Source organism: Acidovorax sp. Q11, from assembly GCF_054950075.1.
Map to the genome: position 1 here is coordinate 26,765 of NZ_JBUDZG010000008.1, position 23,558 is coordinate 50,322.

Annotated in this window: 25 protein-coding genes and 1 pseudogene; 14 read left to right on the forward strand and 12 right to left on the reverse strand. The window is 65.4% G+C overall.

The window, feature by feature from the left end; translation table 11 throughout:
* The first annotated feature begins 2 nt into the window (after positions 1-2).
* Positions 3-875 carry a DMT family transporter gene (locus ACYZGB_RS09050; RefSeq protein ID WP_462387920.1) on the forward strand — a complete coding sequence of 291 codons (873 nt, stop codon included), beginning with the start codon at positions 3-5 and terminating at the stop codon, positions 873-875.
* A 2-nt stretch (positions 876-877) separates the two neighbouring features.
* Positions 878-1,984: an enoyl-CoA hydratase/isomerase family protein gene (locus ACYZGB_RS09055; protein ID WP_462387922.1), complete on the forward strand. Its 1,107-nt coding sequence runs from the start codon at positions 878-880 to the stop codon at positions 1,982-1,984.
* Between the two features lie 136 nt (positions 1,985-2,120).
* On the opposite strand, the gene smpB is transcribed toward ACYZGB_RS09055, so the two are convergent.
* Positions 2,121-2,594 (reverse strand): SsrA-binding protein SmpB, encoded by a 474-nt coding sequence (smpB, locus tag ACYZGB_RS09060; protein ID WP_462387923.1) that lies wholly within the window; start codon positions 2,592-2,594, stop codon positions 2,121-2,123.
* A gap of 117 nt (positions 2,595-2,711) precedes the next feature.
* Here smpB and ACYZGB_RS09065 point away from each other — a divergent pair, with 117 nt between their 5' ends.
* The gene (locus ACYZGB_RS09065) at positions 2,712-3,152 is read left to right on the forward strand and encodes a type II toxin-antitoxin system RatA family toxin (protein WP_063460724.1); all 441 of its coding nucleotides are present in this window, start codon (positions 2,712-2,714) and stop codon (positions 3,150-3,152) included.
* Positions 3,145-3,537 (forward strand): RnfH family protein, encoded by a 393-nt coding sequence (locus tag ACYZGB_RS09070; protein ID WP_462387925.1) that lies wholly within the window; start codon positions 3,145-3,147, stop codon positions 3,535-3,537. Before ACYZGB_RS09065 ends, ACYZGB_RS09070 begins: the two co-directional genes overlap by 8 nt.
* A 25-nt stretch (positions 3,538-3,562) precedes the next feature.
* Here ACYZGB_RS09070 and ACYZGB_RS09075 read toward each other — a convergent pair whose 3' ends face one another.
* A complete protein-coding gene (locus tag ACYZGB_RS09075; protein ID WP_462387927.1) occupies positions 3,563-4,111 on the reverse strand; it encodes a DUF4124 domain-containing protein in 549 nt (182 codons plus the stop codon).
* A 221-nt stretch (positions 4,112-4,332) separates the two neighbouring features.
* Between ACYZGB_RS09075 and guaB the strand changes: the two genes are divergently transcribed.
* From guaB to ACYZGB_RS09105, 6 genes are all read left to right on the forward strand, one after another.
* Complete coding sequence (gene guaB / locus ACYZGB_RS09080; RefSeq protein WP_094290859.1) at positions 4,333-5,808, forward strand: IMP dehydrogenase; 1,476 nt, start codon at positions 4,333-4,335, stop codon at positions 5,806-5,808.
* Between the two features lie 92 nt (positions 5,809-5,900).
* Positions 5,901-6,158 (forward strand): type II toxin-antitoxin system Phd/YefM family antitoxin, encoded by a 258-nt coding sequence (locus ACYZGB_RS09085; RefSeq protein WP_462387929.1) that lies wholly within the window; start codon positions 5,901-5,903, stop codon positions 6,156-6,158.
* Entirely contained in the window at positions 6,155-6,589 is a 435-nt protein-coding gene (locus ACYZGB_RS09090) for a type II toxin-antitoxin system VapC family toxin (RefSeq protein ID WP_462387930.1), read from the forward strand. Before ACYZGB_RS09085 ends, ACYZGB_RS09090 begins: the two co-directional genes overlap by 4 nt.
* A 12-nt stretch (positions 6,590-6,601) precedes the next feature.
* Entirely contained in the window at positions 6,602-8,218 is a 1,617-nt protein-coding gene (gene guaA, locus ACYZGB_RS09095; protein ID WP_108500092.1) for a glutamine-hydrolyzing GMP synthase, read from the forward strand.
* 77 nt (positions 8,219-8,295) lie between these two features.
* Complete coding sequence (locus ACYZGB_RS09100) at positions 8,296-8,883, forward strand: 2'-5' RNA ligase family protein (protein WP_462387931.1); 588 nt, start codon at positions 8,296-8,298, stop codon at positions 8,881-8,883.
* Between the two features lie 91 nt (positions 8,884-8,974).
* Positions 8,975-10,045, forward strand: a complete 1,071-nt coding sequence (locus tag ACYZGB_RS09105; protein WP_462387932.1) for a DUF6352 family protein — start codon at positions 8,975-8,977, stop codon at positions 10,043-10,045.
* Between the two features lie 101 nt (positions 10,046-10,146).
* On the opposite strand, the gene putA is transcribed toward ACYZGB_RS09105, so the two are convergent.
* Positions 10,147-13,893 (reverse strand): trifunctional transcriptional regulator/proline dehydrogenase/L-glutamate gamma-semialdehyde dehydrogenase, encoded by a 3,747-nt coding sequence (gene putA, locus ACYZGB_RS09110; protein ID WP_462387933.1) that lies wholly within the window; start codon positions 13,891-13,893, stop codon positions 10,147-10,149.
* 139 nt (positions 13,894-14,032) lie between these two features.
* Here putA and ACYZGB_RS09115 point away from each other — a divergent pair, with 139 nt between their 5' ends.
* The 3 genes from ACYZGB_RS09115 (at position 14,033) to rlmD (ending at position 16,423) form a co-directional block, all read left to right on the forward strand.
* Entirely contained in the window at positions 14,033-14,506 is a 474-nt protein-coding gene (locus ACYZGB_RS09115; protein WP_462387934.1) for an Lrp/AsnC ligand binding domain-containing protein, read from the forward strand.
* A gap of 100 nt (positions 14,507-14,606) precedes the next feature.
* Positions 14,607-14,903: a hypothetical protein gene (locus ACYZGB_RS09120; RefSeq protein WP_462387935.1), complete on the forward strand. Its 297-nt coding sequence runs from the start codon at positions 14,607-14,609 to the stop codon at positions 14,901-14,903.
* Positions 14,904-14,962: 59 nt separating this feature from the next.
* On the forward strand, positions 14,963-16,423 hold the full coding sequence (rlmD, locus tag ACYZGB_RS09125) for a 23S rRNA (uracil(1939)-C(5))-methyltransferase RlmD (RefSeq protein WP_462387936.1): 1,461 nt from the start codon (positions 14,963-14,965) through the stop codon (positions 16,421-16,423).
* A 118-nt stretch (positions 16,424-16,541) separates the two neighbouring features.
* Here rlmD and ACYZGB_RS09130 read toward each other — a convergent pair whose 3' ends face one another.
* A complete protein-coding gene (locus ACYZGB_RS09130) occupies positions 16,542-16,931 on the reverse strand; it encodes a hypothetical protein (protein ID WP_462387938.1) in 390 nt (129 codons plus the stop codon).
* Positions 16,932-17,055: 124 nt separating this feature from the next.
* A pseudogene (locus ACYZGB_RS09135) lies at positions 17,056-17,755 on the reverse strand (Bax inhibitor-1 family protein).
* Positions 17,756-17,995: 240 nt separating this feature from the next.
* On the opposite strand from ACYZGB_RS09135, the gene ACYZGB_RS09140 reads away from it, so the two are divergent.
* Positions 17,996-18,403: a GlcG/HbpS family heme-binding protein gene (locus ACYZGB_RS09140; RefSeq protein WP_063460711.1), complete on the forward strand. Its 408-nt coding sequence runs from the start codon at positions 17,996-17,998 to the stop codon at positions 18,401-18,403.
* 279 nt (positions 18,404-18,682) lie between these two features.
* On the opposite strand, the gene hemP is transcribed toward ACYZGB_RS09140, so the two are convergent.
* The 7 genes from hemP to ACYZGB_RS09175 form a co-directional block, all read right to left on the reverse strand.
* Positions 18,683-18,904, reverse strand: coding sequence for a hemin uptake protein HemP (gene hemP / locus ACYZGB_RS09145; protein WP_462387939.1), 222 nt, complete (start codon positions 18,902-18,904; stop codon positions 18,683-18,685).
* 241 nt (positions 18,905-19,145) lie between these two features.
* Positions 19,146-19,553 carry an ExbD/TolR family protein gene (locus ACYZGB_RS09150; RefSeq protein WP_094290871.1) on the reverse strand — a complete coding sequence of 136 codons (408 nt, stop codon included), beginning with the start codon at positions 19,551-19,553 and terminating at the stop codon, positions 19,146-19,148.
* 3 nt (positions 19,554-19,556) lie between these two features.
* A complete protein-coding gene (locus ACYZGB_RS09155) occupies positions 19,557-20,276 on the reverse strand; it encodes a MotA/TolQ/ExbB proton channel family protein (protein WP_462387940.1) in 720 nt (239 codons plus the stop codon).
* Positions 20,277-20,317: 41 nt separating this feature from the next.
* Positions 20,318-21,004 (reverse strand): energy transducer TonB, encoded by a 687-nt coding sequence (locus ACYZGB_RS09160; RefSeq protein WP_462387941.1) that lies wholly within the window; start codon positions 21,002-21,004, stop codon positions 20,318-20,320.
* A 98-nt stretch (positions 21,005-21,102) separates the two neighbouring features.
* Positions 21,103-21,375 carry a (2Fe-2S)-binding protein gene (locus tag ACYZGB_RS09165; RefSeq protein WP_063460707.1) on the reverse strand — a complete coding sequence of 91 codons (273 nt, stop codon included), beginning with the start codon at positions 21,373-21,375 and terminating at the stop codon, positions 21,103-21,105.
* A 165-nt stretch (positions 21,376-21,540) separates the two neighbouring features.
* Entirely contained in the window at positions 21,541-22,686 is a 1,146-nt protein-coding gene (locus ACYZGB_RS09170) for an alpha-hydroxy acid oxidase (RefSeq protein WP_462387942.1), read from the reverse strand.
* Positions 22,687-22,812: 126 nt separating this feature from the next.
* A complete protein-coding gene (locus ACYZGB_RS09175; RefSeq protein ID WP_462387944.1) occupies positions 22,813-23,505 on the reverse strand; it encodes a Fe2+-dependent dioxygenase in 693 nt (230 codons plus the stop codon).
* Positions 23,506-23,558: the final 53 nt, after the last annotated feature.

Consider the following 23,558-nt stretch of genomic DNA (forward strand, 5'->3'; position numbering starts at 1 on the left):
CCATGTTGTTGAAACTCACGCATTCCCGCGCTGTGCTGCTGATGGTGGCGGTTACCCTGATGTGGTCGATTGCCGGGGTGGTCACGCGCCACCTGGAGCATGCCGCGAGTTTTGAAGTGACCTTCTGGCGCAGCTTTTTCACGCTGGTGTCGTTGCTGGTCCTGTTGCCGTTGCTGCAGGGGCGGGCAGTGTTCGTGGCCATGCGCAAGGGCGGCAGCGCGTTGTGGATCTCCGGCATTTGCTGGAGCGTGATGTTCACCGCCTTCATGGTGGCCCTGGTGCTCATGCCGGTGGCCAATGTGCTGGTGACCATGGCGGTGGGGCCGCTGCTGACCGCGCTGTTCGCGCGTGTCTTCATTGGCCACCACATTGCTGCGCGCACCTGGGGTGCGATTGCGGTGGCGGGCCTGGGCATTGGCTGGATGTATGGTTCGCAGATGGCGGGCCTGCCGCTGGCAGGCACGCTGGTGGCCCTGTGTGTGCCGGTGGCGGCGGCGATCAACTGGACGGTGGTGCAGCACTCACAGCGCCATGGCCATGCGGTGGATCTGGTGCCTGCCGTGCTGGTGGGGGCGGTGATCTCGTCCCTGGTCACGCTGCCACTGGCACTGCCGTTTCAGGCCTCGGGGCATGACCTGGCCCTGTTGGCCTTGCTGGGCGTGGTGCAATTGGCGATTCCTTGCGTGCTGGCAGTGCGCTGCGGCCGGGTGCTCAAGGCGCCCGAGATGGCGCTGCTGGGTTTGCTGGAAGTGATTTTTGGCATTTTGCTGGCATGGCTGGGCGCGGGCGAAAAACCCGCCGCAGCGGTGCTGACGGGAGGCGCGCTGGTGATCGGTGCGCTGGTGTTCAATGAACTCTTAGGTTGGAAGGAATAAAAATGACGGAGACGGTTGTGTCGGATGTTGTGAGCGATGTGCTGAGCGAAGTGCGTGGCCAGGTGGGCTTCATTACCCTGAACCGCCCGCGTGCACTCAATGCCTTGTCGCTCTCCATGGTGCGTGACCTGATGGCGATCCTGCTGGCATGGCAGAACGATGCGCGCGTGCTGGCCGTGGCGATTCGGGGCAGCAACAAGGAAGGTCCGTTTGGCGCCTTTTGTGCGGGTGGCGACATCCGCTTTCTGCACCAGGCGGGCAGCCAGGGCAACCCGCAGCTCGAAGACTTTTTCACCGAGGAGTACGCGCTCAACCACCTGATCCACAACTACGCCAAGCCCTACATCGCCTTCATGGACGGCATCGTGATGGGTGGCGGCATGGGCATCAGCCAGGGTGCCGCGCTGCGTGTGGTGACCGAGCGTACGAAGATGGCCATGCCCGAAACGGCGATTGGCCTGTTTCCTGACGTGGGGGGCGGCTACTTCCTCAGCCGCTGCCCGGGCCGCGTGGGCGAATGGCTGGCGCTGACCGGCGACACCATCGGTGCTGGTGATGCCATCGACAGCCAGCTGGCCGATGGCTGCCTGCCCGCCGACCAGCAGGCGGCCGTGTGGGACGCCCTGGCCACACAGACCTTTGCCAACGGCGCAGCCATCAAAGACTATGTTGCTTCAAAATTTATAGCAATTGAGCCAATGCTGTCAGGCGCAAAGGGCCAAATTGACCAATATTTTTCGCTGCCCACAGTGGGTGAGATCGTGTTGGCCCTGGAGTCCGCCGACAGCGACTGGGCGCGAGCCACGGCAGCCACCTTGCGCAAGCGCTCGCCGCTGATGCTGAACGTGGTGCTGGAGCAGATCCGCCGTGCGCGCGGCATGGGCCTGGCCGACGACCTGCGCATGGAGCGCGACATGGTGCGCCATTGCTTCTACCTGCGCCCCGGCCAGAGCGAAACGGTGGAAGGCATCCGCGCCCTGGCGGTGGACAAGGACCACGCACCGAAGTGGAGCCCCGCGCGCATCGAGGACGTGACGCCCGAGATGGTGGCGCCATTTTTTGCCAGCCCCTGGCCAGCACATTCCCACCCACTGGCGGCGCTGGCTTGATGGCTTGGTAGCCCTGAAGGGGCGCGGCCTCTGAAGCCTTCGGAGCCGCTGCCTGCAACAGGGCGGTCAAGCCTGGGGGCGATAGATGAAGGGCTGATGCTGCCGTGCCCGGTGCAGACCCGCCGCGTCGGGTGGGCTAACGGTTGTGGCTTTTCATCGCGCGCTCGACCTCGCGCTTGCCTTCGCGGTCCTTGATGGTGTCGCGTTTGTCGTGCTCTGCCTTGCCCTTGGCCAGCGCGATCTCGCATTTCACGAAACCGTTCTTCCAGTGCAGGTTCAGCGGCACCAGGGTGAAGCCTTTTTGCTCGACCTTGCCGATCAGCCGCTTGATGTCGTCCTTCTTGAGCAGCAGCTTCTTGGTGCGTGCGGACTCGGGGTTTACGTGCGTCGAGGCGGTCTTGAGCGGGTGGATCAGGCAGCCCAGCAGATACAGCTCGCCGTCGCGGATGAGCACATAGCCGTCGGTCAGCTGCACCTTGCCTTCGCGCAGCGCCTTCACCTCCCAGCCGTGCAGCACCATGCCCGCCTCGTGGCGCTCTTCAAAAAAATAGTTGTAGGCCGCTTTCTTGTTGTCAGCAATGCGGGACGTGGGATCAGGTTTCTTGGCCATTGGGTTTAGATGCGGCGCAAACGGGGAGATAAAAGGCCTCCCTACAATGTTGTCGTCTCGCGAGCCGCGATTCTAATTTCTCCCCCGCTTGCGTGCCCCCGCGCAAGCAGCGTCTGCATGAAAACCGTTCAAAAGTCCGTCCTCATCTGGTACAGCCCCGAAGAAATGTTTGCCCTGGTCACCGGGGTGGAGCACTACCCGCAGTTCTTGCCCTGGTGCGATCGCTCTGCCGTGCTGGAGCAGACCGAGGACGGCATGACCGCCGAGGTGGGCATTGCCCTTGGGGGCATTCGCCAGACGTTTGTGACGCGCAACACCCACGAGGCTGGTCGCCGGGTGCAGATGCATCTGGTCAAGGGCCCGTTCTCGCGCCTGGACGGAGACTGGCACTTCCACCCCGTGGGTGATGGCCAGCAGCGCGCCTGCAAGGTGGAGCTGCTCCTGAACTATGGCTTTGACAGTGCGGCCCTGGCGGCGCTGGTGGGACCAGTGTTTGACCGCATCGCGGGCAGCATGGTGGACGCTTTTGTGAAGCGGGCGGAGCAGGTGTATGGCTGAGGGGGGCGTCGGGAAACCAGGCGAGGCACACCCCACGCTGCAGGTCACGGTGGTGGTGTGTGTGGCGCCCCGCGAGACACGGGAATGGACGCTGGATCTGCCCCAGGGGGCCTTGGTGGCCGATGCCCTGCGGGCCAGTGGTGCCGTGCCGCTACCTGCGCCTGCGCAGGCGGGGACGACAACAGAAACGGGCCTGCCGCTGGTGGGGGTGTGGGGCCGGGCGGTGGTGCTGGATGCGCCCCTGCGGCACGGTGACCGGGTGGAGGTCTACCGCCCCCTGAAGGTAGACCCCAAGGTGGCGCGCCGCGAGCGTTTCGCGCGCCAGGGCGCGCGCTCCACCGGCCTGTTCGCCCGCCAGCGCCCCGGTGGCAAGTCGGGGTATTGAGACAGAACCCGCTGAGCGATGTGGCTCAGCGCGCGCAGTCCGAGGCGACGATGCCATCGATGCGCTTGGCTTCTGCCGCACGGGCGGTGCCGTCCAGGAAGATGCGCTCGCCCTGGGCATTGGTCTGGGTGATGGGTTTGCCTGCATCGAATGCGGCTTTCGCGGCACGGGCGCGGGTGCAGTTCTCGGCCTTGGCCTTGGCGATTTTCTCGTCTTCTGCCTTTTTCTTGGCAGCTTCTGCTGCTTCGGCCTGGGCTTTTTTCTCTTCCAGCTCCTTGTCCTTGCCGCTGCCTGCAGCACTGGCTGCGGGCTTGGGGGCCGCAGCGGTTGCAGTGGCAGGCGCCGTTGCCGTGGGCGCATCGCCAGTGGCGGCGGCTGCCGCCGGGGCGGGGGCCGGGCGGGCGGGGAGGCTGCCCCCGGGTTGCTTCAGGATGTTTTTCTCCTGAATGTCCGCTGGAGGAGGGCGGTCGCTGAAGACCTTGCGCCCGTCCTTGTCGATCCACTGCCACTGCGCTGCCGCGCCCATGGCCCAGGTGCAGGCCACGGCCAGCAGAAGAATCTTGTGCATTTTCATGCGAACAAGTTTAGCCGTGTGGCCCGCCACCCGCCAGTGCGGCGGGATGGGCGACCACTTTGGGTTGCCGTGATGCACGGCAGCACCATGTCTTTAGCGCACCCGCCGGGCTTTGTTGGCCTTGTTGAGGCTCCGATGGAGGGGGTTGGGGCGGCGTGGATGGGCGTGTCGGCAGTGCGCCACACGCGGCACGGGTACAATCCGTTTTTTGGAGCTTTCTCATGCGCCTTCTTGGAAAAGCGCTCACCTTCGACGATGTGTTGCTGGTGCCAGCGTACTCCCAGGTCCTGCCCAAGGACACGTCCCTTGCGACGAAACTCTCCCGCAATATCCAGCTGAACCTGCCGCTCGTGTCCGCTGCCATGGACACCGTGACCGAGGCGCGCCTGGCCATCGCCATCGCCCAGGAGGGTGGCATTGGCATCGTGCACAAGAACCTCACGGCGCAAGAGCAGGCCGCCCACGTGGCCAAGGTCAAGCGCTACGAGTCCGGCGTGCTGCGCGACCCCGTGGTCATCACCCCCGAGCACACCGTGCTGCAGGTGCTGCAGCTGTCCGAACAGCTGGGCATCTCGGGCTTCCCGGTGTGCGACGGCGGCAAGGTGGTGGGCATTGTCACGGGCCGTGACCTGCGCTTCGAGACCCGCTACGACGTCAAGGTCCACCAGATCATGACCCCGCGCGAGAAGCTCATCACGGTCAATGAAAAAGAGGGCACCACGCCCGCACAGGCCAAGGCGCTGCTCAACAAGCACAAGCTTGAGCGCATCCTGGTCGTGAACGACGCCTTTGAACTCAAGGGCCTGATCACGGTGAAGGACATCACCAAGCAGACCAGCTTTCCCAACGCTGCACGCGACGCCGCAGGTCGCCTGCGTGTGGGCGCTGCCGTGGGCGTGGGCGAGGGCACCGAGGAGCGCGTTGAAGCGCTGGTCAAGGCCGGAGTGGACGCCATCGTGGTGGACACGGCCCACGGCCACAGCAAGGGCGTGATCGACCGCGTGCGCTGGGTCAAGCAGAACTACCCGCAGATCGACGTCATCGGCGGCAACATCGCCACCGGCGCGGCGGCACTGGCGCTGGTCGAAGCGGGCGCGGACGCCGTCAAGGTCGGTATCGGCCCCGGCTCCATCTGCACCACCCGCATCGTGGCCGGTGTGGGCGTGCCCCAGATCATGGCCATCGACAACGTGGCCACGGCCCTCAAGGGCACAGGCGTGCCGCTGATCGCGGACGGCGGTATCCGCTACAGCGGCGACATCGCCAAGGCCCTGGCTGCGGGCGCAGGCACGGTGATGATGGGTGGCATGTTCGCAGGCACGGAAGAGGCGCCTGGCGAAGTCATCCTGTTCCAGGGCCGCAGCTACAAGAGCTACCGTGGCATGGGCTCCATTGGCGCCATGCAGCAGGGCAGTGCGGACCGCTACTTCCAGGAGTCCAGCACCGGCAACCCCAATGCCGACAAGCTGGTGCCCGAAGGCATCGAAGGCCGCGTGCCCTACAAGGGCTCCATGGTCAGCATCGTCTACCAGATGGCGGGCGGTGTGCGCGCCTCCATGGGCTACTGCGGTTGCGCCACCATCGAAGAGATGAACAACAAGGCCGAGTTCGTCGAGATCACCACCGCCGGTATCCGCGAAAGCCATGTGCACGACGTGCAGATCACCAAGGAAGCGCCGAACTACCGCGCTGATTGATCGTTGCAAGTCGATCTGGCCTGATTGAAAAAATCTGGTCAGAATGATATAGTCTGGCCTGAATTCACCATTCAGGCCAGACTTTTCTATTTATGCAGTCCGTTGGCATCTACGAAGCGAAAAGCAGGTTCTCTGCCTTGATCGAACTGGTCGAGCAGGGCGAGGAAGTGCGCATCACCCGCCACGGCAAAGAGGTGGTGCGCATGTTGCCGGTGCGCCGCCGCCCAGTGATTTCTGACGAACAGATTGCGCGCGAACTGGGCCAGATGGACGCGTTGCATGCCAGCATTCAACCCGCAGGGTCAACGACGGTGGACGGCTTGCGCCGTACAGGGCGGAGCACTGCATGACCGCTTTCGTGCTCGATGCTTCGGTCACCGCCGCCTGGCTGCTGCCTGACGCGGCCAGCGAACACACCCGCCGCCTGTACACCCTGATCCGCCGCGATGAGGTCGAGCCGCAGGCGCCCAACCTCTGGCACTGGGAGTGCCACAACATACTGGCCACCGGTGTGAACAGCGGGCGCATTCCAGCTGCTTCCGTCGAAGGCCTGTGGGGCGTGCTCGAAGCCATTCGTCACCGCGTCGAATTGCACGAACTGGCCCCCGCCCAGCACAAGGCAGTGCTCGATGTGGCGCTGGAAACCGGCCTGTCCACCTTTGATGCCGCCTACCTGTGGCTGGCGCGCTCGCTGCGCCTGCCGTTGGCCACTTTCGACCCCCAGCAGATTACTGCCGCCCAGCGCAGCGGCGTCCCGCTCCTTGATCTCTCCAGCCTCTGACGGACCACCACCATGCAACACCAGAAAATCCTCATCCTCGATTTCGGCTCGCAAGTCACCCAGCTCATCGCCCGCCGCGTGCGCGAGGCCCATGTGTACTGCGAGGTGCACCCCTGCGATGTGACCGACGAATGGATTCGTGACTACGCCAAGGACGGCTCGCTCAAGGGCGTGATCCTGTCGGGCAGCCATGCCAGCGTGTACGAGGTGGATGACAAGGCGCCGGATGCGGTGTTTGAACTCGGCATCCCCGTGCTGGGCATCTGCTACGGCATGCAGACCATGGCCCAGCAGTTGGGCGGCAAGGTCGAGGGCTCCAACACCCGCGAATTTGGCTACGCCGAAGTGCGTGCCCATGGCCACACCGAGCTGCTCAAGGGCATCGAAGACTTCGCCACGCCTGAAGGCCACGGCATGCTCAAGGTGTGGATGAGCCACGGAGACAAGGTCACTGCCTTGCCCCCGGGCTTCAAGGTGATGTGCTCCACCCCCTCGTGCCCCATCGCCGGCATGGCCGACGAAAGCCGCCACTACTACGCCGTGCAGTTCCACCCTGAAGTCACACACACCGTGCAGGGCCGCGCCTTGCTGGAGCGTTTTGTGCTGGGCATCTGCGGCACCCGTGCCGACTGGGTCATGGGCGACTACATCGAAGAGGCTGTGCAAAAGATTCGCGAGCAGGTGGGCGATGAGGAGGTGATCCTCGGCCTGTCGGGCGGCGTGGATTCGTCCGTGGCTGCCGCGCTGATCCACCGCGCCATTGGTGACCAACTCACCTGCGTGTTTGTGGACCACGGCCTGCTGCGCCTGAACGAAGGCGACATGGTCATGGACATGTTCGAGGGCAAGCTGCACGCCAAGGTCATCCGCGTGGACGCCAGCGACCTGTTCCTGGGCAAGCTGGCGGGGGTGAGCGAGCCTGAGCAAAAGCGCAAGATCATCGGCGGCCTGTTTGTGGACGTGTTCAAGGCCGAGGCCGCCAAGCTCAAGGCAGGCACCGGTGGCCACAAGGGCGCCACCTTCCTGGCCCAGGGCACGATCTACCCCGACGTGATCGAATCCGGCGGCGCCAAGAGCAAGAAGGCCGTCACCATCAAGAGCCACCACAACGTGGGTGGCCTGCCAGAGCAACTGGGCCTGAAGCTGCTGGAGCCCCTGCGCGACCTGTTCAAGGACGAAGTGCGCGAACTGGGCGTGGCCCTGGGCCTGCCGCCCGACATGGTCTACCGCCACCCCTTCCCCGGCCCTGGCCTGGGCGTGCGCATCCTGGGCGAGGTGAAGAAGGAATACGCCGACCTGCTGCGCCGTGCCGATGCGATCTTTATCGAAGAGCTGCGCAACTTCAAGGACGAAGCTACAGGAAAGACTTGGTACGACCTCACCAGCCAGGCCTTCACTGTATTCCTGCCCGTCAAGAGCGTGGGCGTGATGGGCGATGGCCGCACCTATGACTACGTGGTAGCCCTGCGCGCCGTGCAAACCAGCGACTTCATGACCGCCGACTGGGCTGAACTGCCTTATGCGCTGCTCAAGAAGGTGTCCGGCCGCATCATCAACGAGGTGCGTGGCATCAACCGCGTGACCTATGACGTGAGCAGCAAGCCGCCAGCGACGATCGAGTGGGAGTGAGCGGGAGCTGCTCGAAATGCTGTATATTTAAACAGTATTGATGCACAATGCGCGGATCTTCCGGAGCGTTGTGTGCCATGTCCCAGCCCCACGATCTCTACTATTTTCTCTACCCTCCGCCGATTGTGGCGGAGGTGGCCAAGGAGCTACTGCCGCGCGCCCAAGGGCCCCGTTGGCCGGGCAGAGGCGATCCAATGTCTTCGGATCGGCTGCACATCACGCTGCACGCCCTGGGGCGCTTCCTGAATGGCGTCCCCCAAGAGGAAATCGACCTGGCGCTGGCGGTGGGTAGCGCCATGGACTACGAACCGTTTGGGGTTCGCCTCAACGTGCTGCAGTCCCGGGGCGGCGTTGAAGAGGGGATTTTCGGTACCGTCGAGTTGGCGCCGCAAGCGGGCGCCGCGCGTGACTTGCGAGGGTTTCAGCATGCGCTTGGCAACACGATGCGCCGCATGGGGTTTGCAGAAACTCAGATTCGCAACCATTTCCACCCGCACATGACTTTGCACTACAAGCACGAGCGCATTGACCGCGCAGTTGTCGCTCCCGTTGCGTGGACTGTGGTGGAGTTTGCTTTGGTAGACAGCCTCTACGGCCTGAGCAGGCATGATGTGCTTGCGCGCTGGTCTTTGAAGGCACGGCAGCATGCCTTTCTTGACTGGTGATGTTGCGAAGCATGCGCACTCGCTGTGCGGCATCGTAGTGCGAAGGCTTCCGCGGCGACCATCCCCTCAAGCCATCGGCTCTCATTTCTTCATGACGACACTTCACGATTTCTGGCCCCGTAGTGGTTTTCAAACGCTGGATCGCGATGTGCGTGGCTGGCTGGTTCCCACCGATGGATACCTGCGTTGGCTGCTGGCCCGACCAGAGCTGGCGCTGGTGCCGGAGTCGTGTGCTGCTGAAATCGAACTGCATGAATCGCTGAAGGTGTCGCCCGCGCGGGTGGTCGCCTCTGCGGAGCTGGCTGCTTTGCAGGACGACGACGCCCGCGAGAACTACACCGTGTTCCTGCGCTTCCGAGATGGCCTGCTGGCCGCCGGCACGCTGGAGGCGTACTACTTGCAGCTCATGCGCAGTGGGGTGGTGAATGTGCCGGCCGTGTTCATCGACGCCGTGGTGCAGGCCCTGCTGCGCAACCTGCTGGACAACTGCAACGACGCCTTCGAAGCCCGCGCTGCCGAAATGCTGTTTCGGCCGCAGCGCATCACCTTGCAAGAGGGGCAAATGCTGGCGGGCGACCGGGCCACCTTGGACATGCTCAATGAAACAGCAGGCCTGGGCGATGTGGGGCGCTTGCTGCTGCAAAGCGGCGCACTGCAGCCCACGGCGCAGGTCAAGGTGCTGTCTGCCGACAATGCGGGGCAGTATTGGCAGGAGAGTGACCGCCACCACTTTCTGCTCGACCTGACCCATGAGCTGACGCAGGACCTGAGCCATGGCCTGACCTTCAAGATGACCCGCGCCCGATCCGGCCTGAAGGCGCTGGCCCGGGTGCTGGAGCGCTGGGTCGCCCACCTGCTGGCTGTGCAGGTGTTGATCGAGCCTGTGCACCAGGTCACAGACAGCGCCTGGCGCTGGCATGTGGGGCTGGACGCGGAGTCCACGGCCATCCTCAACGACCTCTACGAGGACCGCCCGGTGGATGCTGAGCGCATGCAGCGCCTGGTGAGCCTGTTCACGCTGACCTTTGCCAACCCGGCCGAGATGCGCGCCGATGTGGCGGGCAAGCTGGTGTATCTGGGGCTGGCTACCAATGCTGAGGGCGTGGTGCGCATCAAGCCGCAAAACCTGCTGCTGAACCTGCCGCTTGCATTGCAGATTTGATTTGCTATAAATTAAATAGCATTAAGTGCTTTGCTAGCGGGCGGGAGTGGCCAATTTTGTTTGGATTTTGACCGCCCGACGTGCTGCGTGGCATCGGGTGTCTATCCAATCGTCATCAGGCTCGCATTGCCCCCGGCCGCAGCCGTGTTCACGCTGAGGGCTCGCTCGATGAGCAGGCGCTCCAGCGGGATGTCCACGGCACCAGGCTGTAGAGCGGTCACGCCCACGATGGGCCCCGCGCGGTGGGCGAGGGTGGTGCACACGGCCTGCAGCGATGGGGCGTGGCCGTGGTGCAGAACGGCGTCCAGCTCCAGCGTGCCGTCGTTCAGCACGTTGTCCTGCAGCGTGACCTGGGCCTGTACCAACGTGGGCAGCGTGGCGCGCAGGCTGGCCTGGGCGTTGGGCCACAAGGCGGTGCCGCCGGTGGCGAGCACGGCGGCAGTTTGCGCCAGCAGGTCGTCCACACTTTGGGCCAGGCACAGCACCCGGGCACGGGGGGCCAGGGTGTAGACGTTGCGCTCGCCCGTGGGGCCGGGCAGGGGGCGGACGGTGCCGCTTTGGGTTTCCTGGGCAAAGCGCTTGCAGGTGCTTGCCAGGGCTGCATTGCCTTGTTGCTGGGCCCATTGCTGCAAGGTGGCCAGGGGCGCCAGCAGGCGCTCGCGCACGGCTTCCTCGGGTGGCGTGGCGCGGTCAGCTTCGGCAAAGGTGCGTGCCAGCGCATCGGCCGGGCGCTGCGACAGCAGGCGCAGCAGGTACAGCGGCCCACCTGCCTTGGGCCCCGTGCCCGACAGGCCTTCGCCGCCAAAGGGCTGCACGCCCACCACGGCGCCCACCATGTTGCGGTTGACGTACACGTTGCCGGCATGGGCGCGGTTGACCACGCGGGCAATGGTTTCGTCGATGCGGGTGTGCACGCCCTGGGTCAGGCCGTAGCCGGTGGCGTTGATCTGGTCGAGCAACTGGTCCAGGTCGTTGCGGGCGTAGCGCACCAGATGCAGCACAGGGCCGAAGACTTCGCGTTGCAGCTCGCCGATGTGGTTCAGCTCGATCAGCGTGGGGGGCACAAAGGTGCCTTGGTGGGTCGCGGTCGCAAGGTGCTGCGGGTGCTGGAACACCCGATGGCCTTGGGCCTTGAAGTTTTCGATGTGTTGGGTGATGCCCGCTTGTGCTTCGGCATCGATGACGGGGCCCACGTCCACACGCAGCGCGCCGGGGTTGCCCACGCGCAGTTCGCCCATGGCGCCCTGCAGCATCTCCACCACGCGGTCGGCGGCTTCTTCCTGAACGCACAGCACGCGCAGGGCGGAGCAGCGCTGGCCTGCGCTGTCAAAGGCGGACGACACCGCGTCGCCAACCACCTGCTCGACCAAGGCGGACGAGTCCACGATCATCGCGTTCTGCCCACCGGTTTCTGCAATCAGCGGGATGGGGCGGCCTGCAGCATCCAGCCGCCCTGCCACGGTGCGCTGCAGGATGCGCGCCACTTCGGTGGAGCCGGTGAACATCACGCCCATCACGCGGGCGTCGCCGATCAGGCGGGCACCCACGGTCTCGCCCTGGCCTGGCAGCAGCTGCACTGCGGCGCGGGGCACGCCGGCCTGCCACAGCAGGCGCACGGCTTCGGCGGCGATCAGCGGGGTTTGCTCTGCCGGCTTGGCCAGCACGGGGTTGCCAGCGGCCAGCGCGGCCGCCACCTGGCCCATGAAGATGGCGAGCGGGAAGTTCCAGGGGCTGATGCAGGCTACCGGGCCGAGCGGGATGTGGGTGGCGTTGTCGAAGGTGCTTTGCACCTGGGCGGCGTAGTAGCGCAGGAAGTCCACGGCCTCGCGCACCTCGGCGATGGCGTTGCTGGCGCTCTTGCCTGCTTCGCGCATCAGCAGGCCCATGAGGGGCTGGATGCGCTCCTCCAGCAAGTCGGCCGTGCGCAGTAGCGCGGCAGCGCGCTCGGCGGGCGGCGTGGCGGCCCAGGGGGCTGTGGCGGCCTGGGCGTGGGCCAGGGCCTGTTCCACATCGGCGGTGGTGGCCTCTTGCACCTGGCCCACGATATCGCTGTGGTCGGCAGGGTTGCGCACGGGCTGGTTGGGGCCTGCAGGGGCATCGGTGCCCAGCAAGGGGGCGGCGGTCCAGGCATGGGCCGCCGTGGCTTGCAGGGCGGTGGCCAGTTCGGTCAGCGTGTTTTCGTTTGACAGGTCCAGCCCGCGCGAGTTGGTGCGGTGCGCGCCATACAGGCCTTGGGGTGTGGCAATGCGGGGGTGGGGCAGGCCGGCGGCACCTTCTGCTGCGGCTTGCTGGTCCACCACCAACACGGGGCTCTTTACCAGCTCATCCAGCGCAATGGTTTCGTCGGCTATGCGGTTCACGAAGGAGGTGTTAGCGCCGTTTTCGAGCAGGCGGCGTACCAAGTAGGCCAACAGTGTTTCGTGCGTGCCCACGGGGGCGTAGATGCGGCACGGGCGTCCCAATTTACCGGCGGTGATGGCCCCCACCACCTGCTCATACAGCGGCTCGCCCATGCCGTGTAGGCACTGGAACTCGTACTGCCCCGCGTAGTAATTGCTGCCCGCCAGGTGGTAGATGGTGGCCACCGTCTCTGCGTTGTGGGTGGCGAACTGGGGGTACACGGCTTCGGGCGCGGCCAGCAGCTTCTTGGCGCAGGCAATGTACGAAATGTCGGTGTGCACCTTGCGGGTGTAGACGGGGTAGTCCGCGAGGCCATCGACCTGGGCGCGCTTGATTTCGCTGTCCCAGTACGCGCCCTTGACCAGGCGCACCATCAGGCGGCGCTGGGTGCGTCGGGCCAGGTCGACCACGTAGTCGATGACGAAGGGGCAGCGCTTTTGGTAGGCCTGGATCACAAAACCAATGCCGTTCCAGCCCGCCAGGGTGGGCTCGTGGCACAGGCGCTCCAGCAGGTCCAGCGACAGCTCCAGGCGGTCGGTTTCTTCGGCGTCGATGTTCAGGCCGATGTCGTACTGCTTGGCCAGCGCGGTCAGGCGCAACACCAGCGGGTACAGCTCGTCCATCACGCGGCCAAACTGGGCGCGGCTGTAGCGCGGGTGCAGGGCCGAGAGCTTGATGGAGATGCCCGGCCCTTCATAGATGCCACGCCCGGCAGAGGCCTTGCCAATCGCGTGGATGGCTTGCTCGTACGAGGCGTAGTAGCGCTTGGCGTCTTCGCTGGTCAGCGCGGCCTCACCCAGCATGTCGTATGAATAGCGAAAGCCCTCGGCCTCCATCGTGCGGGCGTTGCGCAGGGCTTCGTCGATGGTTTCACCGGTCACAAACTGCTCGCCCATCATGCGCATCGCCATGTCCACGCCCTTGCGGATCAGGGGCTCGCCGCCCTTGCCGATCAGGCGGCTGAGCGAGTTGCCCAGGCTGCCTTCGCTGTGCGTCGCCACCAGCTTGCCGGTGATGAGCAGGCCCCAGGTGGCGGCATTGACGAACAACGAGGGGCTCTTGCCCAGGTGGGCATCCCACTGGCCGTGGCTGATCTTGTCGCGGATCAGCGCATCGCGTGTGGCCTTGTCGGGGATGCGCAGCAGGGCCTCGGCCAGGCACATCAGCGCCACGCCTTCTTGCGACGACAGCGAAAACTCTTGCAGCAGCCCTTGCACGATGCCCGCGCGCCCGGCGCTGGCCTTGCGTTCGCGCAGGGCCTTGGCAATGCGCAGCGCCAATTGCTCGGCGGACGCTGCTTGATCGGCAGGCAGGCGGGCCTGGGCCAGCAGCGGGGCCAGGGCCTCGGGCTCGGGGCGGCGGGTGGCGACGGTGATGGCTGCGCGCAGCGGGTTGGACAGCGGCGTGCGGGGCGCGAAGTCTGCAAACGGGGCGGAGGGCTGCGTCATGGCGGTGTCTTTCAGGGATTTGGCGGGGCCCAACACGGTGGGAAGTGTTGGTTGTGCGCGTTATTGGCGATGATCCTTGGGTTGGTGGTGAATAAATGGTCGAAAATTGGCGACCGCACCGAATCAATCACTAACCGAAATGCAAACAGAACCCGATCTGGACCGGATTGACCGCAAGATCCTGTCAATCCTGCAGGAAGACGGCCGCATTGCCAACCTCAAGCTGGCCGAGGCGGTGGCCCTGTCGCCCACGGCCGTGCTGGCGCGGGTGCAGCGCTTGACCCGCGATGGCTTCATCCTGGGCTACGAGGCGCGCCTGAACCCTCTGAAGCTGGGCGCGGGCATGCTGGTGTTTGTGGAGGTGCTGCTGGACCGCACCACGCCCAACGTGTTTGACCAGTTCAAGGCCGCCGTGCAGGTGCACCCCGAGATCATGGAATGCCACATGGTGGCGGGCGGGTTCGACTACCTGCTCAAAACCCGCTCGGCCGATATGAATGCCTACCGCGTGTTTGCGGGGAACGTGCTGTGGCAACTGCCCGGCGTGCGCGAGACGCGCACCTATGCGGTGATGGAAGAGGTCAAGCACACCAGCCATCTGCACCTGCGCTGAGAGGGCTGGGCCTGGCGGGCCGCCGTCTGGGCCGGATTGGCTCTGCAGTGCAAAGCCCGCATAATGCGCTGCAGCAACCGCCAGACCGAGGAGAAGAACCATGAGAGCCCTTCCAACCGCTGCCGCAGCCTTGTTGGCCGCCCTGCTCAGCCAGTCGGCCGCCGCCGGGTGTTATGTGGTGTACGGCCCCGACAAAGACATCGTCTACCGCGCCCCCGAGCCACCGGTTGATATGTCGCGCCAGATCCACGAAACCCTGCCCCGGGTCGCGCCGGGGGGCACGCTGGTTTTTTCACCCGACGACTTTGGCTGCGAACTCACCATCAACAAGCTGCCGCTGGCCTCGGCTGCCTCGGCACCGGGCGGCATGCGTCCTGCGCGCGCAGACCGGGGCTGAACCTACCCCATGCATGGGCCTGGGGTAGGGGCCACCCCCGGGCCTGAGACAATCGGGGGATGAGCGAACCGAAAGAACTATCCCCCTCGTTTGAACCCGTGGCGCAGGACGCCGCCGACCTGCCCGAAGGCTGGCTGCAGGTGCAGTCCATGGACCTCGATGCCCAGGGCGTTGCCCGCAAGCCCGATGGCAAGGTCATCTTTATCGACGGTGCCCTCACGTCCGAGCTGGTCACCGCCAACACCCACCGCAAGAAGAACAACTGGGAGCAGGCCAGCCTGGTGGCGATTCACCGCGAATCGTCGCAGCGTGTGCGCCCCGGCTGCCAGCACTTTGGCCTGCATGCCGGTGCCTGCGGCGGCTGCAAGATGCAGCACCTGCACGTAGGTGCCCAGGTGGCGGTCAAGCAGCGTGTGCTGGAGGACAACCTCTGGCATCTGGGCAAGGTCAAGGCCGAGACGGTGATGCGCCCCATCGAAGGGCCCGCCTGGGGCTACCGCTTTCGTGCCCGCCTGGCCGTGCGCCATGTGATCAAGAAGGGTCAGGTGCTGGTGGGCTTCCATGAGCGCAAGAGCCGCTACATCGCCGACATGCAGACCTGCAAGATTTTGCCCCCGCATGTGGACGCGATGCTGATGCCACTGCGCGCGCTGATCGCCAGCATGGACGCGCGCGACACCTGCCCGCAGATCGAATTGGCCTGTGGCGACAACGTGACCGCCATGGTGCTGCGCCACCTGGAGCCGCTGAGCGCCGACGACCTGGCACGGCTGCGCGCCTTTGGTGCCGAGCATGGCGTGCAATGGTGGCTGCAGCCCAAGGGCCCGGACACGGTGAAGCTGCTGGACGAGGGCGGCGAGCAGCTGTCGTATGCGCTGCCAGACTTCGGCATCACCATGCCCTTCAAGCCGACCGACTTCACCCAGGTGAATCCGCACATCAACCAGGTGCTGGTGACCCGGGCGCTGCGCCTGCTCGACGTGCGGCCCGATGAGCGCGTGATCGACTGGTTCTGTGGCCTGGGCAACTTCACGCTGCCCCTGGCCACGCAGGCCCGCGAGGTGCTCGGCATCGAGGGCAGCGAGGCCCTGGTGGCCCGCTCGCGCGAAAACTATGCATTGAATCAGGCCCTTGCGCGCGGCCACAAAGCACTTTCTGCTACTGAATTTGTAGCGCGCAACCTGTTTGAAATGACCCCCGAGATGCTGGTGGCCGATGGCGCTGCCGACAAGTGGCTGGTGGACCCGCCGCGCGAAGGCGCCTTTGCACTGGCCAAGGCGCTGGCCGACATCGAGCAGGCCCGCATCGGTGCCGAAGGTGCGGGCCCGCTGCCCGCCGGAGCCGAGGGCTGGACACCGCCAAAGCGCATCGTGTATGTGAGCTGCAACCCCGCCACCCTGGCGCGCGATGCGGGCCTGCTGGTGCATCTGGCGGGCTACAAGTGCACGGCTGCGGGCATGGTCAACATGTTCCCGCACACCGCGCACGTGGAGAGCATGGCGGTGTTCGAGCGGGCGTAGAGGCAGGAAGAGGGAAGCGCTGCCGGGGCGTGCGGCTCCGGTGCGCCCTCCCGCAGGCATAGAAGAGGCGAAGACGGGAGTGAAAGGGGCAGGCCTGGCCCCTGGGGACCCCGGCCGCTCAGCTGCGGCTGCGGCTGGCTGCGGGGTCGCGGGTTTCGGTTTCGATCTCGGTGTTGCTGCTGCTACCGCCCTTGCGCGGCTCGGGCTTTTCGGCCTTGGTCAATACCGAGGGGGTGCCCTCGATCTTGTTCTCGCGCATATAGGCGTCCATCTCTTTCCAGCCTGCAAACACCGATGCCTTGGCGGCCTTGGGGTTGAGTGTGTAGCAGTCTTCCAGGCCGCGCAGCGCGTGGCGGCAGGCACCGCCGATGGCCTTGGCTTCTGCGTCGCGCTGCGCAACACGGGGGTCAGGGCCCAAGCCGGGGATCTTGTCGCAGCCGCTCAGCAGCAGCACCAGGGCTGTGGCGGCCAGCAGGCGCAGCGGGGTGGAGGGCTGGTTGAGATACATGTAATTGCATTATCGGCAGGACTGCGCCGCTATTGAGGCTTGACCTTGGTGTGGGCTCAACAAAAAAGCAAAAGGCTCCCGAGGGAGCCTTTTGTTTTTGTGCGGGGTCGCAGCCCGACGCGGCTTACTCGCGCTCGCCGCCCATGATGCCCAGCAGGGCCAGCAGGCTTTGGAACACGTTGAAGATAGATGTCCAGGTACAGGGCCAGCGTGGCGCTGATGTAGTTGGTTTCGCCGCCGTCCAGGATCTGCTTCAGGTCATACAGCATGTAGGCGCTGAAGATGCCGATGGCCAGCATCGAGATCACCATCATGCCCACGGTGGAGCCGACAAACACGTTGATGATGCCGCCGACCATGAGCACCAGCGCGCCCACCATCAGCCACTTGCCCATGCCCGACAGGTCGCGCTTGATCACGGTGGCCAGGCTGGCCATGACCACAAACACGCCTGCGGTGCCGGCAAACGCGGTCATGATCAGGTCGGTGCCATTCTTGAAGCCCAGCACCATGCCGATCAGGCGCGAGAGCATCAGGCCCATGAAGAAGGTGAAGGCGAGCAGCACGGGCACGCCAGCGGCCGAGCGCTTGGTCTTTTCGATCGCAAACATGAAGGCGAACGCGCCGCCCAGGAACACGATCAGGCCCACGCCGCCACGCAGCGACTGGGTGATGCCGGTGGCCACGCCGATCCAGGCGCCCAGCACCGCGGGGATCATGCTCAGGGCCAGCAGCCAGTAGGTATTGCGCAGCACCTTGTGGCGCTCTTCCTGCGAGATGCCATAGCCCGCAGAGTGGCCCAGGGTGGTGACTTGGTCGTTCATCATCTTGTGTCTCTCCTTGTTGGCCTGCACAACGCAGACGCCCCAAATTTTAGGCGTTGACGGTTTTTGGCCGCCCAATAACCGCATCCGGTCACCTACTTTTGGTAAGGGTACTTTCACCCTGCATGGGGGTGAGGTCCCCCCGTGATGCCGCTATGCTTGCGGCTCCCTCGGCCCGGGCGCTCCAACAGGGCGGGCCCGCGCGATTTTTCTTCCTCTTTCTCCTATCCGGATACCGCCATGAAAACCAAGCATGAACTCGAACTGGCCGACGTCAAGGCCATCGCCGCCGCTGCCGAAGCCGAGGCCCTCAAGAACAACTGGCCCGTGACCATCGCCATCGTGGACGATGGCGGCCACCTGCTGTGGCTGCAGCGCCTGGACGGTGCCGCCGCCGTGTCTTCGCACATTGCCCCCTCCAAGGCCCGCACGGCCGCGCTGGGCCGCCGCGAGAGCAAGGTGTACGAGGATGTCATCAACGGCGGCCGCACGTCCTTCCTGAGCGCGCCCACCATCGACGGCCTGCTCGAAGGCGGCGTGCCGATCATGAAGGACGGCCAATGCCTGGGTGCCGTGGGCGTGAGCGGTGTGAAGTCCACCGAAGACGCGCAGATTGCCCGCGCCGGGATTGCGGCCCTGGGCCTGTAAGGGCGACGTGGATGGATGGGCATATCCAGCCCGTCACGCATAAAAAAACCGGCTGAAGAGCCGGTTTTTTTATGGTGCAACCGCTGCGTGTCCTGGCGGCGGTGAATGAGAGATCGGGGGAGAAAAAAAGCCTGGCTACGCGGGCGAACCCGTTGGCTGGCAAAAACGACCCTTGCGAGCTTGTTGCAAGCCCGGGAGTCGCCCCACGATGAAACTGTTGGGGGCTGGCAGCAGTCTGGCTGTGCTGCCGAGGGGGATGGGGGCGCAGGGCGGCTGCGCTTACTTGGTCAGGATCAGCTTGCCCAGCTTGGTGGCCTGCAGGCGGTACACCGCGCCGTTGTGGCTGATGGCCACGGCTTTCTGGCCTTGCAGCAAGGCACTGCTGTCCACCGCAGCCGATACGGACTCGGCGCTGTGGGTGCCTTCAACCGGGGCGAGCGAAGCCGCCTTGTCGGATGTGGCAGAACGCAGGAGCGAGGCGGCGGTCATGGTGGCTTGCATGGAGGGTTTTTCCTGTGTCATTGCATTGCGTTTTGCTAATGATAACGATTCGCAATTACGAGTCAAGTGAATTGCGTGTTTCTTTTTGTTCTTTTTTTGCTGGGTGGGCCTGGCCCTGATTCATATCGCGCGGCCCTTGTGGGAGCAAGCGAGATGGGACACAGGGCGTCGGGCTGTAAAAAAGCCCGGCAAGCAAGGCCGGCCGGGCTGGAGCAACGAGAAACCCGTGAGGTACGGGCTGCTACTGCGGGTCGGTCACAAACCCGATCTTGCGTACCCCGGCGCGCTGCGCGGCGGCCATGGCCTGGGCCACGTATTCGTAGCGCACATTCTTGTCGCCCCGGATGTGCAGGTCCGGCTGGGGCTCCTTGGCGGCCTCGGCCTGCAGGCGGGGGAAGAGTTCCTCTTCCGTCACCTGCGATTCGTTCCAGTAGAACTTGCCGTCGGCTGCCACCGACAGGCGCACGGTCTCGGGCTTGATGTTCTCGGGCTGGTTGGTGGCGCGGGGCAGGTCCACGTTGACCGAGTGTTTCATCACCGGCACGGTGATGATGAAGATGATGAGCAGCACCAGCATGACGTCCACCAGGGGCGTCATGTTGATCTCGTTCATCACATCATCGGCATCGTCTTGGGTTCCGAAAGCCATGGCTTAGTTGCCTTTCTTGATGGGCAGCACCTTGGCCTGTTCACCACCGGCGTTCACGCGGGCACCGGTCACGAAGTAGGCGTGCAGGTCGTGTGCAAAGCTGTTGAGGCCACCCAGGATGGACTTGTTGCCGCGCACCAGCGCGTTGTAGCCCAGCACGGCAGGGATGGCCACCGCCAGGCCCAGGGCCGTCATGATCAGCGCTTCGCCGATGGGGCCGGCCACCTTGTCGATGGTGGACTGGCCCGAGGTGCCGATGGCGACCAGCGCGTGGTAGATGCCCCACACGGTGCCAAACAGGCCGATGAAGGGGGCCGTGGAGCCCACCGAGGCCAGGATGGCCAGGCCCGATTGCAGGCGGGCGGTGAACTCGTCGATGCAGTTGCGCAGGCAGCGGGTGACCCAGTCGCTCACGTCCAGGCTGTCGTGCAGGTGGGCCTTGGTGTTGCGGTGGTGGGCGGTGGCTTCACGGCCTTCCAGGGCCAGGTGGCGGAAGGGGTTGGTGGGGTCGGCGCCCAGCTTGGTCAGGCCCGCAGCAAAGTCTTCGCTGTGCCAGAAGTCCTGGGCGGCACGGGTGTGCTTCTTGAACTTGATGATGTCCAGCGCCTTGATGATGATGACGACCCACGAGGCCAGCGACATGGCCAGCAGGATGATGGCGACGGCGCGGGTGACGAAGTCGCCCTGAATCCATACGTTGGCGATGCCGAATTGCGATTCCATGAAAAAACTCCCTGAAGCGGTGATCTGAAACTGTGAACTGGTTATTCGAGAACGAAGTTGACCGGGACCAGGTTCCACATGGTCTCGGGCACGCCGTTGCGTTTGCCGGGCACAAAGCGCCAGCGCATGACGGCCTCCTGGGCCTGTCGGTCGAGGCGGTCGAAGCCGCTGGACTTGTTGACTTCCACCTTCTGCGGCGTGCCGTCGGTGCCGATCAGCACGCGCAGCACCACCTTGCCCTGCTCGCCCATGCGCTTGCTGATGGCGGGGTAGCTGGGCTTGGGGTTGTTGAGGTAGGCGGCGTCGCTGGAGGGCAGCTCGATCTTGGGCGGTGCAGGCGGTGCCGGTGGGGCGGGCGGCGCCGGGGGGGCAACAGGTGCCTCGATGGGGGGCGCGGGCGGCTGGGGCGTGGTGATGCCCGTGGGCGCATTGGGCGCGGGTGTCGGGTCGGCAATCGCCACGGGCATGGGGGCCGGGCGCGGCGCGACCTTGGGGGCCGGGCGGGGCGGTGGTGGGGGTGCCGGGGGCGGTGGCGTGACCTTGGGGGGCGCGGGCGGGGCGATGAACTCGCTGAGCAGCTCGGCAGGCACGATGACCTCGGCCGCGCGGCGCAGCAGGCCCGACTGCAGGGCCCAGATGCCTGCCACGTGCAGGGCAATCACGGAGCCCACGATCACGGTGTTGCGGCTGACACCCCCGGGAGTGGCAAAACGATCAGGGTGAGACATAAAAATGATAGCAACTAGCGCTTGTGTATCAGGCGCTAGGGGCTTAAAAGACCGATGTTATTTGCGAAAGATCCACCAGGCAGAGCCTGCTACGAGGATCAGGCTGCCAGCGAGTGTTGAGAGGAGTTCCATGACTTGCTTTCCAGGATGGAGCTGGCAAGCTGGATCGGCTGCGGTGCCACGTCATTGTGCAGGGCGGCCACAGGATTCGAAACACTGCACTGCGCCACCACGTCCCGGGCGCAGCTTTCGCAGCAACCGCATTGGGTGGCCACGCCCAGCTCGAACTGGATTTCATCGAAGCTCATGCCAGCACGCGCATGGCGGGCAATCTCACGGTCGGAAACCCGGCGGCAAACACAGACGATCATGGGGAGCAGGCGGTGTGGCTGGCTGTTGAAGGGATGATCACATTATAAATACGAATCTATCGCATTTGCAGTAAATCATTCCTGCGGACAGGGGGAAAGGCTTTGATCGGCGTCAACCCCTGTCGCCGGCTCACGGTCATCTGCCAAAGGCTACAGCGGTCGCCCTCACTGACCGCGGCGCAAGGCCGTGTCTTCTCCTGCATCCAGCAGCGCAGGGGTGGCGTCGGCCAGCGTGGCGCAGCCGGTGAGTGCCATGGCAACCTCCAACTCGTCGCGCAGCAGGCGCAGCACATGGGCCACGCCTGTGGCCCCGGCATTGGCCAGGCCCCACACGGCGGGGCGCCCCACCAGCACGGCCGATGCGCCCAGCGCCATGGCCTTGAGCACGTCGGTGCCGCGCCGGATGCCGCCGTCCACCAGCACCGGCACAGCCCCGCCTACGGCCTGCACCACGCGGGGCAGGGCGGTGGCGGTGGCGGGGGCGGTGTCGAGCGCGCGGCCGCCGTGGTTGGAGACGATCAGGCCCGCCGCACCCGCTGCCACGGCCTGGCGCGCGTCGGCCGGGTGCAGCACGCCCTTGAGCAGCACGGGCAGGCGGGTGATGGACTGCAGCCAGGCCACGTCGTCCCAGGTGGGCGCCTGGTGCAGCAGGCCGTCAAACAGCGCGCTCTGGCCGGGACGCAGATCGGGTTGTGGCGGCGGGGGCAGGCCCGCGAGGTTGACCGGACCCATGCCGGGAGGCAGCCGAAAGCCTGCGCGCCGCTCGCGGTCGCGCACGCCGCTGGTGGGGGCATCCACCGTGAGCACCAGGGCTTCGTAGCCCGCCGCCTCGGCCCGCTGCACCAGCGCCTGCGTAAAGCCCCGGTCGTGCTGCAGGTACAGCTGGAACCACAGTGGGCCGCGCCCCGGGTCGGGCTGCACCGCGCCGGCAACGGCTTCGAGCGACACGCTGGCCTGGGTGCTCAGCACCACACCCGCGCCCAGTGCGGCCGCTGCGTAGGCCATGGCCAGTTCGCCATCGGCGTGGGCCAGGCGCTGGAAGGCGACCGGGGCCAGCAGGATGGGGTGGGCCAGCGTGCGCCCCAGCAGCTGCACCCGGGTGTGGCCGCCCGCCAGCGGCCGCAGCACGCGGGGCCACAGGGGCAGAGTGTCCCAGGCGCTGCGGTTGGCGCGCAGCGTGATCTCGTCGCCCGCGCCCCCGCTGAAGTAGGCCCAGGCGTTGTCGTCCAGCTGCTGGCGCGCCAGCAGTTCATGGTCGGCCAGGTTGGCGATCTCGGGCGGCAGCCTGTGGCGGGCGGGGGTGTCAGTCATACCAATGAAAAAAGCACCTTGCGCGCGTTCAGTATGCGCGAGGTGCTATAAAAATAGGAGTAAATCTGGCAAGGCAGGGGCCACGGCGCGAAGGGGCCGTGGAGTCTGGATGCCAGGAGAGGCGGGTCACACGTCGGCCCACATGCGCAGCAGGTTGTGGTACGTGCCCGAGAGCGCAATGACCGACGGGTCCGTCTCGCCCACGCTCTGGCGCAGCCGCAGCAGCGACATGTCCATGTCGAACAGCAGCTGCCGCTGCTCCAGCCCGCGCACCATGCTTTCAACCCAGAAGAAGCTGCTGATGCGCTGCCCGCGTGTGACGGGCGACACCTGGTGCACCGTGCTGCTGGGGTACAAAACCATGTCGCCTGCGGGCAGCTTGATGCGTTTTTCGCCCCAGGCTTCGGTGGCTACCAACTCGCCACCGTCGTATTCGTCGGGCGGCGTGAGGAACAGCGTGCACGACAGGTCGCTGCGCACCCAGCCGTTGTCGGCCTTGGAGTGCATGACGGCGCTATCGACATGGTTGCCGTAGGCGTTGGCGCCACCGCCGTAGTGGTTGAACAGCGGGTTGTAGATGCGGCGTGGCAGGGCGGCCGAGAAAAACAGTGCGTTGCGGTGCAGCGCTGCCTTGACCAGGCCCTGCAACTGGGCCGACAGCTCGCTGCCCTGGGCCAGTTGCCGGTTGTTCTTCTGGTGCACGGCCTGGCCGCCTGCGCTGCGGGCGCCATCCACCCAGGGGGCATCGGGGGCCCAGAGCTGTTGCCGGAAGAAGGCGACCTCTTCGGCGGTGAGAACGTGAGGGATGTGCAGAAACATGGAGGCCGATTGTGACTCCGCCCCAGTGAAGGGGCGGAGTCGTTTCGTCAGAA

Bases quoted from the DNA above. Each gene is read 5' to 3' on its own strand.
- ACYZGB_RS09050 (WP_462387920.1), top strand. From the start codon at position 3: ATGTTGTTGAAACTCACGCATTCCCGCGCTGTGCTGCTGATGGTGGCG.
- ACYZGB_RS09055 (WP_462387922.1), top strand. From the start codon at position 878: ATGACGGAGACGGTTGTGTCGGATGTTGTGAGCGATGTGCTGAGCGAA.
- smpB (WP_462387923.1), bottom strand. From the start codon at position 2,594: ATGGCCAAGAAACCTGATCCCACGTCCCGCATTGCTGACAACAAGAAA.
- ACYZGB_RS09065 (WP_063460724.1), top strand. From the start codon at position 2,712: ATGAAAACCGTTCAAAAGTCCGTCCTCATCTGGTACAGCCCCGAAGAA.
- ACYZGB_RS09070 (WP_462387925.1), top strand. From the start codon at position 3,145: ATGGCTGAGGGGGGCGTCGGGAAACCAGGCGAGGCACACCCCACGCTG.
- ACYZGB_RS09075 (WP_462387927.1), bottom strand. From the start codon at position 4,111: ATGAAAATGCACAAGATTCTTCTGCTGGCCGTGGCCTGCACCTGGGCC.
- guaB (WP_094290859.1), top strand. From the start codon at position 4,333: ATGCGCCTTCTTGGAAAAGCGCTCACCTTCGACGATGTGTTGCTGGTG.
- ACYZGB_RS09085 (WP_462387929.1), top strand. From the start codon at position 5,901: ATGCAGTCCGTTGGCATCTACGAAGCGAAAAGCAGGTTCTCTGCCTTG.
- ACYZGB_RS09090 (WP_462387930.1), top strand. From the start codon at position 6,155: ATGACCGCTTTCGTGCTCGATGCTTCGGTCACCGCCGCCTGGCTGCTG.
- guaA (WP_108500092.1), top strand. From the start codon at position 6,602: ATGCAACACCAGAAAATCCTCATCCTCGATTTCGGCTCGCAAGTCACC.
- ACYZGB_RS09100 (WP_462387931.1), top strand. From the start codon at position 8,296: ATGTCCCAGCCCCACGATCTCTACTATTTTCTCTACCCTCCGCCGATT.
- ACYZGB_RS09105 (WP_462387932.1), top strand. From the start codon at position 8,975: ATGACGACACTTCACGATTTCTGGCCCCGTAGTGGTTTTCAAACGCTG.
- putA (WP_462387933.1), bottom strand. From the start codon at position 13,893: ATGACGCAGCCCTCCGCCCCGTTTGCAGACTTCGCGCCCCGCACGCCG.
- ACYZGB_RS09115 (WP_462387934.1), top strand. From the start codon at position 14,033: ATGCAAACAGAACCCGATCTGGACCGGATTGACCGCAAGATCCTGTCA.
- ACYZGB_RS09120 (WP_462387935.1), top strand. From the start codon at position 14,607: ATGAGAGCCCTTCCAACCGCTGCCGCAGCCTTGTTGGCCGCCCTGCTC.
- rlmD (WP_462387936.1), top strand. From the start codon at position 14,963: ATGAGCGAACCGAAAGAACTATCCCCCTCGTTTGAACCCGTGGCGCAG.
- ACYZGB_RS09130 (WP_462387938.1), bottom strand. From the start codon at position 16,931: ATGTATCTCAACCAGCCCTCCACCCCGCTGCGCCTGCTGGCCGCCACA.
- ACYZGB_RS09140 (WP_063460711.1), top strand. From the start codon at position 17,996: ATGAAAACCAAGCATGAACTCGAACTGGCCGACGTCAAGGCCATCGCC.
- hemP (WP_462387939.1), bottom strand. From the start codon at position 18,904: ATGCAAGCCACCATGACCGCCGCCTCGCTCCTGCGTTCTGCCACATCC.
- ACYZGB_RS09150 (WP_094290871.1), bottom strand. From the start codon at position 19,553: ATGGCTTTCGGAACCCAAGACGATGCCGATGATGTGATGAACGAGATC.
- ACYZGB_RS09155 (WP_462387940.1), bottom strand. From the start codon at position 20,276: ATGGAATCGCAATTCGGCATCGCCAACGTATGGATTCAGGGCGACTTC.
- ACYZGB_RS09160 (WP_462387941.1), bottom strand. From the start codon at position 21,004: ATGTCTCACCCTGATCGTTTTGCCACTCCCGGGGGTGTCAGCCGCAAC.
- ACYZGB_RS09165 (WP_063460707.1), bottom strand. From the start codon at position 21,375: ATGATCGTCTGTGTTTGCCGCCGGGTTTCCGACCGTGAGATTGCCCGC.
- ACYZGB_RS09170 (WP_462387942.1), bottom strand. From the start codon at position 22,686: ATGACTGACACCCCCGCCCGCCACAGGCTGCCGCCCGAGATCGCCAAC.
- ACYZGB_RS09175 (WP_462387944.1), bottom strand. From the start codon at position 23,505: ATGTTTCTGCACATCCCTCACGTTCTCACCGCCGAAGAGGTCGCCTTC.